Raw genomic sequence first — 13068 nt, forward strand, 5'->3', positions numbered from 1 at the left:
ACCCGATGACTCTCTCCACCTCGTTCACCGATGCCATGGCACTGACTCCCGACGGCGCCGGTGTCTACCACGGGCTGCTCAACGAGCACTGGACCATCGGCCCCAAGGTGCACGGCGGCGCGATGCTCGCGCTGTGCGCCAACGCCGCGCGCAGCGAGCTCGGTGAGTCCGGCGTGGAACCCATTGCGGTGTCGGGCAATTTCCTCTGGGCGCCCGACCCCGGGCCGATGCAGGTCGTGACGACCGTGCGCAAGCGTGGGCGGCGGATCAGTCTGATCGATGTCGAGCTCAACCAGGGGTCGCGGACGGCGCTGCGGGCCGCGATCACACTGGGGCGCCCTGAACACCATGTGCCGCCGCTGTTGTCGGTCAACCCCGTGCTGCCGCTGATGACCCCCGATCCGCCGCCCGGACTGGAACCGATCGGTCCCGGACATCCGATGGCCGACGTCGTCCACCTCGCGCACGGCTGCGACATCCGTCCCTCGCTGACGTCGTTCGCCCCGCGCGGCGACGGCGGCCCACCGATGATCGAGTACTGGGTGCGTCCAAAGGGCGCCGCCCCCGACGTGCTGTTCGCGCTGCTGTGCGGGGACGTGTCGGCTCCGGTCACGATGGGGCTCAACAGGTTCGGCTGGGCGCCCACGGTGCAGCTGACGGCCTTCGTGCGGGCCGTGCCTGCCGACGGGTGGCTGAGGGTGATGTGCACGACGACGCAGATCGGTCAGGAATTCTTCGACGAGGACCACATCGTCGTGGACCGCGAGGGCCGCATCGTCGTGCAGTCCCGGCAACTGGCGTTGGTGCCCGCCGCTCCCGACTGAGCCGATCTCGGTCCGATCGGTGCGGCCGTGTCATGCTGTCCCGCATGGCCAGAATCGCGATCATCGGCGGCGGAAGTATCGGAGAGGCACTGCTGGCGGGACTGCTGCGGGCCGGCCGCCAGACCAAGGACCTCGTGGTGGCCGAGAAGAGCCCGAACCGCGCCACGTATCTGGCCGAGAAGTACTCCGTGCGCATCGCGTCGGTGGCCGAGGCGGTCGACACCGCGACGTACGTCATCGTCGCGGTCAAGCCCTCCGACGTCGGCAGCGTGATCGGTGACATCGCCGATACGGCCGCACGCGCCGAAAGTGACGCCGCAGAGCAGATCTTCGTGACGGTCGCGGCCGGGGTCAGCGCGGCCTATTTCGAGAACAAGCTGCCCGCCGGTTCGCCCGTGGTGCGGGTGATGCCCAACGCGCCGATGCTCGTCGGTGGCGGGGTCAGTGCGGTGGCCCCGGGGCGGTTCGCCACCGCGGAGCACGTCCGCGGGGTGTCCGCACTGTTCGACGCCGTCGGCGGGGTGCTGACGGTGGCGGAGAGCCAGATCGACAGTGTCACCGCGGTCTCCGGCTCCGGTCCCGCATATTTCTTCCTGATGGTCGAGGCGCTCGTCGACGCCGGGGTGGATGCGGGGCTGAGCCGATCGGTGGCCACCGATCTGGTGGTGCAGACGATGGCCGGCTCGGCGGCGATGCTGCTGGAGCGGTTGGATGCCGAAGGCGCGGGCGGTGACGCCGCGTCTGGCCCATCCGGAGCGATGGCGTCGCCGACCGACACCTCGGCTGCCCAGCTGCGCGCCATGGTGACCTCGCCCGGCGGCACCACCGCCGCTGGGCTGCGGGAACTCGAACGCGGAGGCCTGCGTGCAGCCGTCGCCAACGCCGTCGAGGCCGCGAAAACCCGCTCTGAGCAGCTAGGAATTACACCCGAGTAGTTCGGGAATTTCTGATTGATTAGCCCACACCCGTCGCAGTAACCCCACCCGCCACGCTATTCTCCCAGTGGTAAGCGTGGGTCGGTGCCAGCGGTGGGGAAGCCGCTGGAACTGCCCGCGCCTGATGGATTGGGTTGCGATGACGTCTATGAACGGGCCGTCGGCGCGGGATTCAGCCAGCGGAAAGTCGGCGCGTGACGCCGGTCAATCCGATGGTCAACCGCCTCGAGCTCAATTTCTCACCGTGGCAGAGGTGGCCAGCCTGATGCGGGTCAGCAAGATGACCGTGTACCGGCTGGTGCACAACGGTGAGCTGCCGGCGGTGCGGGTCGGCCGGTCGTTCCGCGTCCACGCCAAGGCCGTCCACGACATGCTGGAGAGCTCCTACTTCGACGCGGGCTAAATCCAGGCCGCAGACGGCGGATTTCGGAGCCGAGACTGTCGCCAGGTAAGGTGACCGGTCGAGATCGTCGAAAAAACCGAGGTAGCGGAGTTCATGGGTTCTGTCATCAAGAAGCGACGTAAGCGCATGTCGAAGAAGAAGCACCGCAAGCTGCTTCGTCGCACCCGGGTCCAGCGCAGAAAACTCGGCAAGTAGTCCGGCTGCGCCAGCCGCTAGGCTGCGGAGATGGATGCTGGGGGTAACTCGGGCGGCTCCGATGCCAGGGACGGTCTGAACTACCCCAAGGTCGTCCTGGTCACCGGCGCATGCCGGTTCCTCGGCGGCTATCTGACCGCCCGGCTGGCGCAGAACCCGCTGATCAACCATGTCATCGCGGTCGACGCGATCGCGCCGAGCAAAGATCTGCTGCGCCGCATGGGCCGCGCCGAGTTCGTCCGGGCCGACATCCGAAATCCGTTCATCGCCAAGGTGATTCGCAACGGGGACGTCGACACCGTGGTGCACGCCGCCGCGGCGTCCTACGCGCCCCGCTCCGGCGGTCGCGCCACGCTCAAAGAGCTGAACGTGATGGGCGCCATCCAGTTGTTCGCGGCATGCCAGAAGGCGCCGTCGGTGCGCCGGGTGATCCTGAAGTCGACCTCGGAGATCTACGGGTCGAGTTCGCGCGATCCCGTGCTGTTCGCGGAGAGCAGCAGCCGTCGCAGGCCGGCCCGGGAAGGGTTCGCCCGCGACAGCATCGACATCGAGGGCTACGCCCGCGGTCTCGGCCGGCGCCGTCCCGACATCGCGGTCACCATCTTGCGGCTGGCCAACATGATCGGTCCCGCGATGGACACCGCGCTGTCGCGGTACCTGGCCGGGCCAGTAGTGCCGACCATCATCGGCCACGACGCCCGCATGCAGCTGCTGCACGAGCAGGATGCGCTGGGGGCGCTCGAGCGTGCGACGATCGCGGGCAAGGCGGGCACCTTCAACATCGGGGCGTCCGGGGTCATCATGATGAGCCAGGCGATCCGTCGGTCGGGGCGTCTCGCGCTCCCGATGCCGCGCGCCGCGCTGTCGGCCGTCGACTCGTTGTGGCGGGCCGGCCGGACCACCGAGATCGACCCGGAGCGTCTGGACTACCTCAGCTACGGGCGCGTCATGGACACCACCCGGATGCGCACCGAACTCGGCTACACCCCGAAGTGGACCACGACAGAGGCCTTCGACGACTACGTGCGTGGCCGGGGTCTGAAACCCATCGTGGACCCCGACTGGGTTTCTGCTGTGGAGCGCCGCGCTGTGACAGCGGCGGCGAGGTTCGGGCGCTAGACTCAGGGATCAGCGCGGGGGCGGGGACACTCGAGCTCGAGGTTGCGGAAGGTGAGAAGCGAGACAGTGGCGGGCGAGTCGAAAGCGAAAGTCATTCCCCTGCACTCGAATTCAAGCCGGAGTGCAGCGGCCCGCCGGGCGGCGGCCCAGCGTGGAGACCGATCTCGACGGCATCCGTCTCTCTACGGCGACGGCGAAGGCCGGGCCACCGCCGAGGAACTGTCCGCCGTCGTCCGTGACATCGACGCCCACCGTGGTGACGGTTTCGGTTCCGCCGCGGGACCCGACGCCGAGCCCAGTGAACTCGCCAACCGGATCTCCGCGGTGGCCGACTTCCTCCGCAAGAGAATGGTCGGGGACTACACCGTCGACGAGTTCGGCTTCGATCCCCATCTCAACAACGCGATCTTCCTGCCCGTGCTGCGCGTGCTGTTCAACTCGTGGTTCCGGGTCGAGGTCAGCGGTGTGGAGAACCTGCCCGAGACCGGCGCCGGCCTCGTGGTGGCCAACCACGCCGGGGTCCTGCCCTTCGACGGATTGATGACGTCGGTGGCAGTCCGCGACAACCATCCCGCGCACCGCGATCTGCGTCTGCTGGCGGCGGACATGGTGTTCGACATGCCGCTCGTCGGCCAGGCCGCGCGCAAGGCCGGCCACACCATGGCGTGCACGGACGACGCCCACCGGCTGCTGGCCGCGGGCGAGCTGACCGCCGTGTTCCCCGAGGGTTACAAGGGTCTGGGTAAGCACTTCAAGGACCGCTACAAGCTGCAACGGTTCGGCCGCGGCGGCTTCGTGTCCGCGGCGCTGCGCACCAAGGCGCCGATCGTGCCGTGCTCGATCGTCGGGTCCGAGGAGATCTACCCGATGGTCGCCGACGTGAAGCTGCTGGCCCGCCTGCTGGGTCTGCCGTACTTCCCGGTCACCCCGCTGTTCCCGCTGGCGGGCCCGCTCGGCGTGGTGCCTCTCCCGTCGAAGTGGTACATCCAGTTCGGTGAGCCCATCGACACCGCTGACTACGACGATTCGGCCGCCGACGATCCGATGATCACCTTCGAGATCACCGACCAGGTCCGCGAAACCATCCAGCAGACCCTCTACCAGCTGCTGGCCAACCGAAGGAACACGTTCTTCGGCTGATCCCGGGCGGTCCTACTGGGCGGTCTGCTTCGCCACCATCGCGCGCAGCGCTTCGTCCCGTCGTGCGGCGATGCGGTCGCTGATCTCGTCGGCCTCGGTGTCTGACTGCGCTTCACCCATCACCGTGACCACGCTGGTCAATACTGGTTCGCCCCGCTCGTCGGTCACCTCGCCACGGACCTCGGTGACCACCGCGCCGTGCGACTCGGTCACCGCATCCAGGTAGGAGTCGAAGAACAGCTTGTCCCCGGCCAGGATCGGCCGGTGGAAGGTGATCTTCTGGTCGCGGTGCAGCACCCGTTCCATGTTGATCGGGACGTCGAACTGGTTGAAGATCTCCAGCTGCACCTGCCGACCCGCGACGGCGAGGAAGGTCAGTGACGCGATCAGGGCGCCGTGGCCGCACTCCTCGGCGGCCTCCTCGCTGTAGTGAGCGGGATGATCGTCTTTGACGGCGCGGGCGAACTCCCGGATCTTCTCGCGGTCGACCTCGAAGTAGTCGGGGTACCGGTAGTGGGTCCCGATGATGTTCTCGGCGATGGCCATGCGTGATCCGCTTTCGTCGTTCGGGCGGTGCGAGCCTACTTGGCGTCGCGACGGGACACCACCGCGGCCAGCGCACCGCCGACCGCGCCCAGCGCCAGCGCCGACGGCACCCCGATACGGGCGGCTTTGCGGGCGGTGCGGAAGTCGCGGATCTCCCAGCCGCGCTCCCGGGCGAGGTCGCGCAGGTCGGCGTCGGGGTTGATCGCGACGGCCGTCCCGACCAGCGACAGCATCGGCACGTCGTTGAAGCTGTCGGAGTAGGCGGTGCAGCGGCGCAGGTTCAGGCCCTCGCGGATGGCCAGCGAGCGCACGGCATGCGCCTTGCCGGTGCCGTGCAGGATGTCGCCGACCAGGCGCCCGGTGAACACGCCGTCGATCGACTCGGCGACTGTGCCCAGCGCACCGGTGAGCCCGAGCCTGCGGGCGATCGTGTCGGCCAGCTCGTACGGTGTCGCGGTGACCAGCCACACCTGTTGACCGGCATCGAGGTGCATCTGGGCCAGCGCCCGGGTGCCCGGCCAGATCTTGTCGGCGATGATCTCGTCGTAGATCTCTTCACCCAGATCCACCAGCTCAGCGGTCGAGCGGCCCTCGATGAATGCCAGCGCCTTGCGCCGCCCCGCCGCCACGTCGTCGCTGTTCTCGCGGCCGGTGAGCTGGAACTTGGCCTGCGCCATGGCAAAGCGGGCCAGGTCCTTGTAGGTGAAGTACTCGCGGGCCGCCAGCCCCCGCGCGAAGTGCACCAGAGAAGAACCGTGCACCAGCGTGTTGTCCACGTCGAAGAACGCCGCCGCGGTCAGATCCGGTGGCGGCGGGGGCGGGCCGGACAGCTCGCCGCCGGTCTCGATGGCGGGTTCGGTCAGACCCGCGGCCGCAACCTCGGCGCTGCTCTCCCCGGCGATCTGCTGCGCCCGGGACTCGATGCCGATCTCAGTACCGTCGGACACGGCTACAACATTAGGTCACCCGGCCGCGATACTGGCGGGGTGGATCGTGCCGTGCATCTGCTCACCCGCCAGGGCTGCTCTTTGTGTCAGAAGGCGGCCGACCGACTGGCCGCGCTGCGCGACGAGCTCGGGTTCGGCCTGAGTGTGACCGACGTCGACGAAGCAGCCGCCGCCGGAGACAAGGCCCTGCGCGCCGAATACGGAGACCGGTTGCCCGTCGTGCTGCTCGACGGCGTCGAACACAGCTACTGGGAGCTCGACGAGGACAGGCTGCGCGCAGATCTGACCGACTGAGGGAATTTGGCTGCCCAGCTGGTCAGCGATTACCTTGGTGGGGTGGTGAGGAAGCCGTGAGCGTACTGCTTTTCGGGGTTTCGCACCGGAGCGCGCCCGTGTCGGTACTCGAGCAACTCAGTACCGACGAGGCCGATCAGGCCAAGATCATCGAGCAGATCCTGCAATCCTCGCTGGTCACCGAGGCCATGGTGCTGTCGACCTGCAACCGCGTCGAGGTGTACGCGGTCGTCGAGGCGTTCCACGGCGGACTCTCGGTGATCGGACAGGTGCTCAGTGAGCACTCCGGGATGTCGCTGCAGGATCTGACGCGGTACGCCTACGTCCGCTACGCCGAAGCCGCGGTCGAGCATCTGTTCTCGGTCGCCAGCGGTCTCGACTCCGCCGTGGTCGGTGAGGCGCAGGTTCTCGGCCAGGTGCGCCGGGCCTATGCCACCGCCGAAGCGAACCACACCGTGGGTCGCACGCTGCACGAACTGTCCCAGCGCGCGCTGTCGGTGGGCAAGCGGGTGCATTCCGAGACCGGCATCGATTCCGCCGGTGCCTCGGTGGTGTCCGTCGCGCTGGACATGGCGCAAGCCCGCATCGGATCTCTCGCCGGGCGCTCCGCCGTCGTGGTGGGCGCCGGCTCGATGGGCGCCCTGGCCGCCAAACAGCTGATGCGCGCCGGTATCGAGCGCGTCCATGTGGTCAATCGCTCACTCCCGCGCGCCAAGCACCTCGCCGAGAACGTGCGCAGCCACGGCGTGGCGGCCGAAGCCTTCCCGTTCGACCACCTGCCGCCCCTTCTCACCGACGCCGACGTCGTGGTCAGCTGCACCGGCGCGGTCCGGCCGGTCGTCACGCTGGCCGACGTCCACCGCGGGCTGGCGCAGCGGCTGGGCGGCACCAGACAACTGGTGATGTGCGATCTGGGCATGCCGCGCGACATCGACCCCGCGGTCGCCGGGCTGCCCGGCGTCGACGTCATCGACATGGAGCGCATCCTGCGGGAGCCCACCGCGCGCACCGCGACCTCCGACGCCGAGGCGGCCCGCACCATCGTCGCCGCCGAGGTCGCCGAGTACCTGACCGGCCAGCGGATGGCCGAGGTCACCCCGACCGTCACCGCGCTGCGCCAGCGCGCCGCCGACGTCGTCGAAGCGGAACTGCTGCGGCTGGACAACCGGTTGCCGGGGCTGGATTCGGCCCACCGTGACGAGGTTGCCAAGACGGTGCGCCGGGTCGTCGACAAGCTCCTGCACGCACCCACGGTGCGCGTCAAGCAGTTGGCCGGAGCCCCCGGCGGGGACAGCTACGCCGAAGCGCTGCGCGAACTGTTCGAGCTCGACCAGCACGCCGTGGACGCCGTCGCCGGCGGTGAGCTCGGGACCGTCGCGGTCGACGAGTTGATCGTTCCCGCAACCGATCTCGATAGCGCAGAGTGATCGCAGAGTGATCCGTATCGGCACGCGGGGCAGCCTGCTGGCCACCACTCAGGCAGGTGCCGTCCGCGACGCCCTCATCGCCCGCGGGCACGCCGCCGAGTTGGTGATTGTCTCCACCGAGGGAGACCGTTCCTCCGCACCGATCGCCGAGATCGGGGTCGGCGTGTTCACCGCCGCGCTGCGTGAGGCGATTGCCGACAACACGGTCGACATGGCGGTGCACTCCTACAAAGATCTGCCGACCGCAGCCGACCCCCGCTTCGTGATCGCCGCGATCCCGGTGCGCGAGGACGCCCGGGATGCGCTGGTGGCGCGGGACGGACTGGTGCTCGGCGAGTTGCCGGCCGGCTCGGTGATCGGGACGTCGTCCCCGCGACGGACCGCGCAGCTTAGAGCACTGGGTCTCGGTTTGGAAATCCGCCCCCTACGAGGCAACCTAGATACCAGGTTGAACAGGGTAAGCAGCGGTGTTCTCGACGCCGTCGTCGTGGCCCGGGCGGGATTGGCCCGCATCGGTCGCCTCGATGCCGTCACCGAGACGCTGGAGCCGGTACAGATGTTGCCGGCGCCGGCTCAAGGTGCATTGGCGCTCGAGTGCCGTGCCGGTGATTCCGGCCTGGTCTCGGTGTTGGCAGAGCTCGACGATGCCGACACCCGGGCCTCGGTCACCGCAGAGCGGACCCTGCTCGCCGAACTGGAGGCGGGGTGCTCCGCACCGGTTGGCGCGATTGCCGAGGTGGTCGAGTCGATCGATGAGGACGGTCGCGTCTTCGAAGAGGTGTCGCTGCGCGGCTGCGTGGCGACGCTGGACGGATCCGACGTGATCCGTGCGTCCGGTATCGGCACAACCGAGCGGGCACGGGAGCTAGGGCTCTCGGTGGCCGCGGAGCTGTTCGAGCTGGGAGCACGGGACCTGTTGGACGAACGCGGGAGAGGGACATGACTCGCCAGATGACCTTGCGAGGACGCAAGGGCAAGCCCGGCCGCATCAGCTTCGTCGGCTCCGGGCCCGGTGATCCGGGCCTGCTGACGACGCGCGCCCGCGCGGTACTGGCCAATGCGGCCCTGGTCTTCGTCGACCCCGATGTGCCCGAAGCGGTGCTCGCGTTGGTCGGCTCCGAACTGCCCCCGCCGTCGGGACCGTTGCCGGCCGAGGCGACAGAGCCCCGTGATCCCGCGTCGCCGGATGCGCCCGCCGAGGCGGCGGAGCCCGCCATCCCCGGCGGCCCGGACATCCGGCCCGCGCTCGGCGATCCGGCCGAGGTCGCCAAGACGCTGGCCACCGAGGCGCGCACCGGGGTGGACGTCGTCCGCCTGGTCGCTGGTGACCCGCTGTCGATCGACGCCGTCATCACCGAGGTCAACGCGCTGGCACGCACCCAGCTCACCTTCGAGATCGTGCCGGGGCTGCCGGACACCTCGGCCGTGCCGACCTACGCGGGCCTGCCGCTGGGCTCGTCGCACACCGTCGCCGATGTCCGCGATCCGCAGGTGGATTGGGCCGCACTCGCCGCCGCCCCCGGGCCGCTGATCCTGCACGCGACCGCGTCGCACCTGCCCGAGGCCGCGCGCACACTGATCGAATTCGGTCTGGCCGAGGGCACGCCCGCCGTGGTGACCGCCAACGGGACCACGTGCGCGCAGCGCTCCGTCGAGACCACGCTGGCCGGCCTCCTGGACAAGGCCGTGCTGGACAAGCCTGCCGGCGTCGAGCCGTCCGGCCCGCTGACCGGAACGCTCGTCGTCACGATCGGCCGGACCGTCGCCAACCGCGCCAAGCTGAACTGGTGGGAGAGCCGCGCCCTGTACGGCTGGACCGTGCTGGTGCCGCGCACCAAGGACCAGGCGGGCGAGATGAGCGATCGGCTCGTCGGCCACGGCGCGCTGCCGATCGAGGTGCCGACCATCGCGGTCGAGCCGCCGCGCAGCCCGGCCCAGATGGAAAGGGCCGTCAAGGGTCTGGTCGACGGCCGGTTCCAGTGGGTCGTGTTCACCTCCACCAACGCGGTGCGCGCGGTGTGGGAGAAGTTCAACGAGTTCGGCCTGGATGCTCGCGCGTTCTCCGGTGTGAAGATCGCCTGCGTCGGCCAGGCCACCGCCGACCGGGTCCGCGCGTTCGGGATCAACCCCGAGCTGGTGCCCACCGGCGAGCAGAGCTCGCTGGGCCTGCTCGACGAGTTCCCGCCGTACGACGACATTTTCGACCCGGTGAACCGCGTGCTGTTGCCGCGCGCGGACATCGCCACCGAGACGCTGGCCGAGGGGCTGCGCGAACGGGGCTGGGAGATCGAGGACGTCACCGCCTACCGGACGGTGCGTGCCGCGCCGCCGCCGGCGCACACCCGCGAGATGATCAAGGCCGGTGGCTTCGACGCGGTGTGCTTCACGTCGAGCTCCACGGTGCGCAACCTGGTCGGTATCGCCGGGAAGCCGCACGCACGCACCATCGTGGCGTGCATCGGACCGAAAACCGCTGAGACTGCAGCTGAATTCGGACTGCGCGTGGACGTGCAGCCGGAGGTGGCCGCGGTCGGGCCGCTCGTCGAGGCGCTGGCCGAGCACGCCGCCCGGTTGCGGGCCGAGGGCGCGCTGCCACCGCCGCGGAAGAAGAGTCGCCGCCGCTAACCGCAAGGACGGTCATGCCCTACCCGAGTCATCGTCCGCGGCGGCTACGGTCCACGCCGGCGCTGCGCCGGCTGGTGTCCGAAACGTCGTTGCAGGCGCGCCAACTCGTGTTGCCGATGTTCGTCGCGGACGGCATCGACGAACCACGGCCCATCGCTTCCATGCCCGGAGTGGTTCAGCACACCCGGGATTCGCTGCGCCGGGCGGCCGCTGACGCCGTCGACGCCGGTGTCGGCGGGCTGATGCTCTTCGGCGTGCCCCGCGATGAGGACAAGGACGCGCGCGGCTCGGCAGGTACCGACCACGACGGCATCCTCAACGTCGCGCTGCGCGATCTGTCCGCTGACCTCGGCGACGCCACGGTGTTGATGGCCGACACCTGCCTCGACGAGTTCACCGACCACGGGCACTGCGGCGTCGTCGACGACCGCGGCAGAGTGGACAACGACGCGACCAACCGCCGGTACGTCGAACTGGCTGTGGCGCAAGCCGATTCGGGTGCGCACCTGGTGGGGCCCAGCGGCATGATGGACGGGCAGGTGGCGGCCATCCGCGAGGGGCTCGACGCTGCCGGTCACATCGACACCGCGATCCTGGCCTACGCGGCGAAATTCGCCTCCGGCTTCTACGGCCCCTTCCGCGACGCGGTGTCCTCGAGCCTGCAGGGTGATCGCCGGACCTACCAGCAGGAGCCGGGCAACGCGCGCGAAGCGCTGCACGAGGTCGACCTGGACATCGACGAGGGCGCCGACATCATCATGGTCAAACCCGCCATGTCCTACCTCGACATCGTCCGGGCCGCTGCGGACCGCTCACCCGTTCCCGTTGCCGCATACCAGGTGTCGGGGGAGTACTCGATGATCTGCGCGGCCGCCGACAACGGATGGATCGACCGGGACACGGTCGTGCTCGAGTCGCTGACCGGCATCGTGCGGGCCGGCGCCGACATCGTGCTGACGTACTGGGCCGCCGACGTGGCCCGCCGCCTGTCATGACGGAACCCACCCCGACCCGGCCGCCTGATGTGGACACGGGCTTCTGGCTGTGGGTGCTGGCGCTGCCGCTGATGACGGCCGGGTTCGTCGTCGACCTGGTGTCCGGTGAACAGCGGGTGAGTGGGCTGATGCTGGCGATCGCCCTCGTGTTCCTCGCCGTGCTGGTGTCGGTGGTGGCGACGTTTCTCGTCCTGCTGCGCCACGGCTACCGGTGGACACGCACCTGCCTGACCGGCGGGGCGATCGCCACCGTGGTGTTCTCGGTCAGCGAGCTGTTCACCGTCGACCGTCCCGAGGTGGCGGCCCTGATCTACGCGGCCGTGGTGATCGTCGGCTCGGTACTCGTGTGCGGCGGCGTGTTCCTGCTCCACCGCAAGGACGCCCACGACTTCTTCACCCGGTGATTGGCTACCCTGACCTCGATGCCGACCCCCGTTTCCCGACCCCGCCTCGTCGACGCCGCGTTCTGGTGCTTCATGGGTGGCGCGGTCCTCATGATCGTCGGCGGGCTGATGTCGGCGACGGCGACGTTCGACGCCGCCCGGCTGGCGATCCCCGCCGACGTGAGTGACGAGCGCGTCCGCAACTACCTCACGGTGTACCGCCTGATCGGCATCGGCTCGGTCGTGGCCGCCGCAGCCCTGGCTTTCCTCGCAGGCAAGGCGCGCGGCGGCGACAGCCGGTTCCGGATGGCCACGCTGGGTCTGGCGTTCGCGGTGGTGGCCGTCGTGCTGCTGTTGGCCGTGGGGCTCGGGGTGGGGCAGCCGCTGATCCTGGTCGCTGCCTTGCCCGTGCTGGTCGGCGCAGCATTGATGACGCGGCCCTCGGCTCGCGCCTGGTACGACCGTGCGCCCGAGGGGAAGGACCTGCCGTGACCGAATCCGCCGCATCGCCGCCGGCGAGCGAGGTGCTGTTCTACGAGCAGGGCGCCAGCTGGCTGTGGGTGCTCGCCGGCCCAGGCGCCGGCGTCGCCATGGCGCTGATCCAGCTGTCGGCGGGCTACTTCCAGTGGCTGATCCCGATCATCTTCTTCCTGCTCGTGACGTTCTTCCTCAGCATCCAGGTCAAGGCGGCGCGCATCCACACCTCGGTCGAGCTCACCGCGGACACGCTGCGCCAGGGCACGGAGACCACGCGGACCGCGGAGATCGTGCGGGTCTATCCCGAGGCGGAGGGAGCCGAGGCGCCGAAGTGGCAGTACGCCCGCGCGCTGGGTGAGCTCACGGGTGTGCCGCGGGGCCGCACCGGAATCGGGTTGCGGCTGGCGGGCGATCGCACCGCGCAGGCCTGGGCCCGCAAGGACAAGCAGCTGCGGGCGGCCCTGACCAACCTCATCGAGGAGCGCATCCCGCCGGAGAAGACGTCGTGACGGGCCGTCGCACCGTCGTCGCGCTGACGTCGGCGGTGCTGGCCGTGGTCGGGTGCGTGGTCAGCTGGCTCGCGGCCAGCCGGACCGTGGTCGTCGCGCCGGTGCTCGACGGGCAGCCCTCGACCACGTCGGTCGTCTACTACGCGCCCTTGCTGACGCTGTCGCTGCTGCTGGCGACGATCGCCGGCGTGCTGGTCGTGTTCGCGGTGACGTGGCGGCGCGCCCAGCGCCCCCCAGCCCCCGCTGCCC

Annotated in this window: 17 protein-coding genes; 15 read left to right on the forward strand and 2 right to left on the reverse strand. The window is 69.5% G+C overall.

Annotated features, from left to right (window positions below; genetic code table 11):
- The first annotated feature begins 5 nt into the window (after positions 1-5).
- From DMB80_RS11950 to DMB80_RS11975, 6 genes are all read left to right on the forward strand, one after another.
- Positions 6-824 (forward strand): thioesterase family protein, encoded by an 819-nt coding sequence (locus DMB80_RS11950; RefSeq protein ID WP_111510036.1) that lies wholly within the window; start codon positions 6-8, stop codon positions 822-824.
- A 44-nt stretch (positions 825-868) separates the two neighbouring features.
- The gene (gene proC, locus DMB80_RS11955; RefSeq protein ID WP_111510062.1) at positions 869-1759 is read left to right on the forward strand and encodes a pyrroline-5-carboxylate reductase; all 891 of its coding nucleotides are present in this window, start codon (positions 869-871) and stop codon (positions 1757-1759) included.
- A gap of 139 nt (positions 1760-1898) precedes the next feature.
- Positions 1899-2162 carry a helix-turn-helix domain-containing protein gene (locus tag DMB80_RS11960; RefSeq protein WP_046363143.1) on the forward strand — a complete coding sequence of 88 codons (264 nt, stop codon included), beginning with the start codon at positions 1899-1901 and terminating at the stop codon, positions 2160-2162.
- A gap of 93 nt (positions 2163-2255) precedes the next feature.
- Positions 2256-2357: a 30S ribosomal protein bS22 gene (locus DMB80_RS11965; protein ID WP_003402602.1), complete on the forward strand. Its 102-nt coding sequence runs from the start codon at positions 2256-2258 to the stop codon at positions 2355-2357.
- A gap of 30 nt (positions 2358-2387) precedes the next feature.
- A complete protein-coding gene (locus DMB80_RS11970) occupies positions 2388-3476 on the forward strand; it encodes an SDR family oxidoreductase (protein ID WP_111510037.1) in 1089 nt (362 codons plus the stop codon).
- Positions 3477-3542: 66 nt separating this feature from the next.
- Complete coding sequence (locus DMB80_RS11975; RefSeq protein ID WP_111510038.1) at positions 3543-4616, forward strand: lysophospholipid acyltransferase family protein; 1074 nt, start codon at positions 3543-3545, stop codon at positions 4614-4616.
- A gap of 12 nt (positions 4617-4628) precedes the next feature.
- Here the strand turns inward: DMB80_RS11975 and DMB80_RS11980 are convergent, their stop codons facing one another.
- Together DMB80_RS11980 and DMB80_RS11985 are read right to left on the reverse strand one after the other, a co-directional pair.
- Positions 4629-5162 carry an FAS1-like dehydratase domain-containing protein gene (locus DMB80_RS11980; protein ID WP_111510039.1) on the reverse strand — a complete coding sequence of 178 codons (534 nt, stop codon included), beginning with the start codon at positions 5160-5162 and terminating at the stop codon, positions 4629-4631.
- A 35-nt stretch (positions 5163-5197) separates the two neighbouring features.
- Positions 5198-6109: an HAD family hydrolase gene (locus DMB80_RS11985; protein WP_111510040.1), complete on the reverse strand. Its 912-nt coding sequence runs from the start codon at positions 6107-6109 to the stop codon at positions 5198-5200.
- 39 nt (positions 6110-6148) lie between these two features.
- Here DMB80_RS11985 and DMB80_RS11990 point away from each other — a divergent pair, with 39 nt between their 5' ends.
- From DMB80_RS11990 to DMB80_RS12030, 9 genes are all read left to right on the forward strand, one after another.
- Positions 6149-6403 (forward strand): glutaredoxin family protein, encoded by a 255-nt coding sequence (locus tag DMB80_RS11990; RefSeq protein WP_111510041.1) that lies wholly within the window; start codon positions 6149-6151, stop codon positions 6401-6403.
- A 56-nt stretch (positions 6404-6459) separates the two neighbouring features.
- Entirely contained in the window at positions 6460-7830 is a 1371-nt protein-coding gene (locus tag DMB80_RS11995; RefSeq protein WP_111510042.1) for a glutamyl-tRNA reductase, read from the forward strand.
- 7 nt (positions 7831-7837) lie between these two features.
- Entirely contained in the window at positions 7838-8773 is a 936-nt protein-coding gene (gene hemC, locus DMB80_RS12000) for a hydroxymethylbilane synthase (RefSeq protein WP_111510043.1), read from the forward strand.
- Between the two features lie 8 nt (positions 8774-8781).
- Positions 8782-10455 (forward strand): bifunctional uroporphyrinogen-III C-methyltransferase/uroporphyrinogen-III synthase, encoded by a 1674-nt coding sequence (locus DMB80_RS12005; protein ID WP_111510044.1) that lies wholly within the window; start codon positions 8782-8784, stop codon positions 10453-10455.
- 14 nt (positions 10456-10469) lie between these two features.
- A complete protein-coding gene (gene hemB / locus DMB80_RS12010; RefSeq protein WP_111510045.1) occupies positions 10470-11450 on the forward strand; it encodes a porphobilinogen synthase in 981 nt (326 codons plus the stop codon).
- On the forward strand, positions 11447-11854 hold the full coding sequence (locus tag DMB80_RS12015; RefSeq protein ID WP_046363153.1) for a hypothetical protein: 408 nt from the start codon (positions 11447-11449) through the stop codon (positions 11852-11854). Before hemB ends, DMB80_RS12015 begins: the two co-directional genes overlap by 4 nt.
- 18 nt (positions 11855-11872) lie before the next feature.
- Complete coding sequence (locus DMB80_RS12020) at positions 11873-12325, forward strand: hypothetical protein (RefSeq protein ID WP_240431139.1); 453 nt, start codon at positions 11873-11875, stop codon at positions 12323-12325.
- Positions 12322-12819, forward strand: a complete 498-nt coding sequence (locus DMB80_RS12025) for a DUF3093 domain-containing protein (protein ID WP_111510046.1) — start codon at positions 12322-12324, stop codon at positions 12817-12819. The genes DMB80_RS12020 and DMB80_RS12025 overlap by 4 nt, the downstream gene beginning before the upstream one ends.
- Positions 12816-13068 (forward strand): hypothetical protein (locus tag DMB80_RS12030; protein WP_111510047.1); only part of this gene is annotated, 253 nt, incomplete at its 3' end. The genes DMB80_RS12025 and DMB80_RS12030, both read left to right, overlap by 4 nt.

Origin of the sequence: Mycobacterium kyogaense, from assembly GCF_003254575.1 — a bacterium.
Taxonomy (GTDB): domain Bacteria; phylum Actinomycetota; class Actinomycetes; order Mycobacteriales; family Mycobacteriaceae; genus Mycobacterium; species Mycobacterium kyogaense.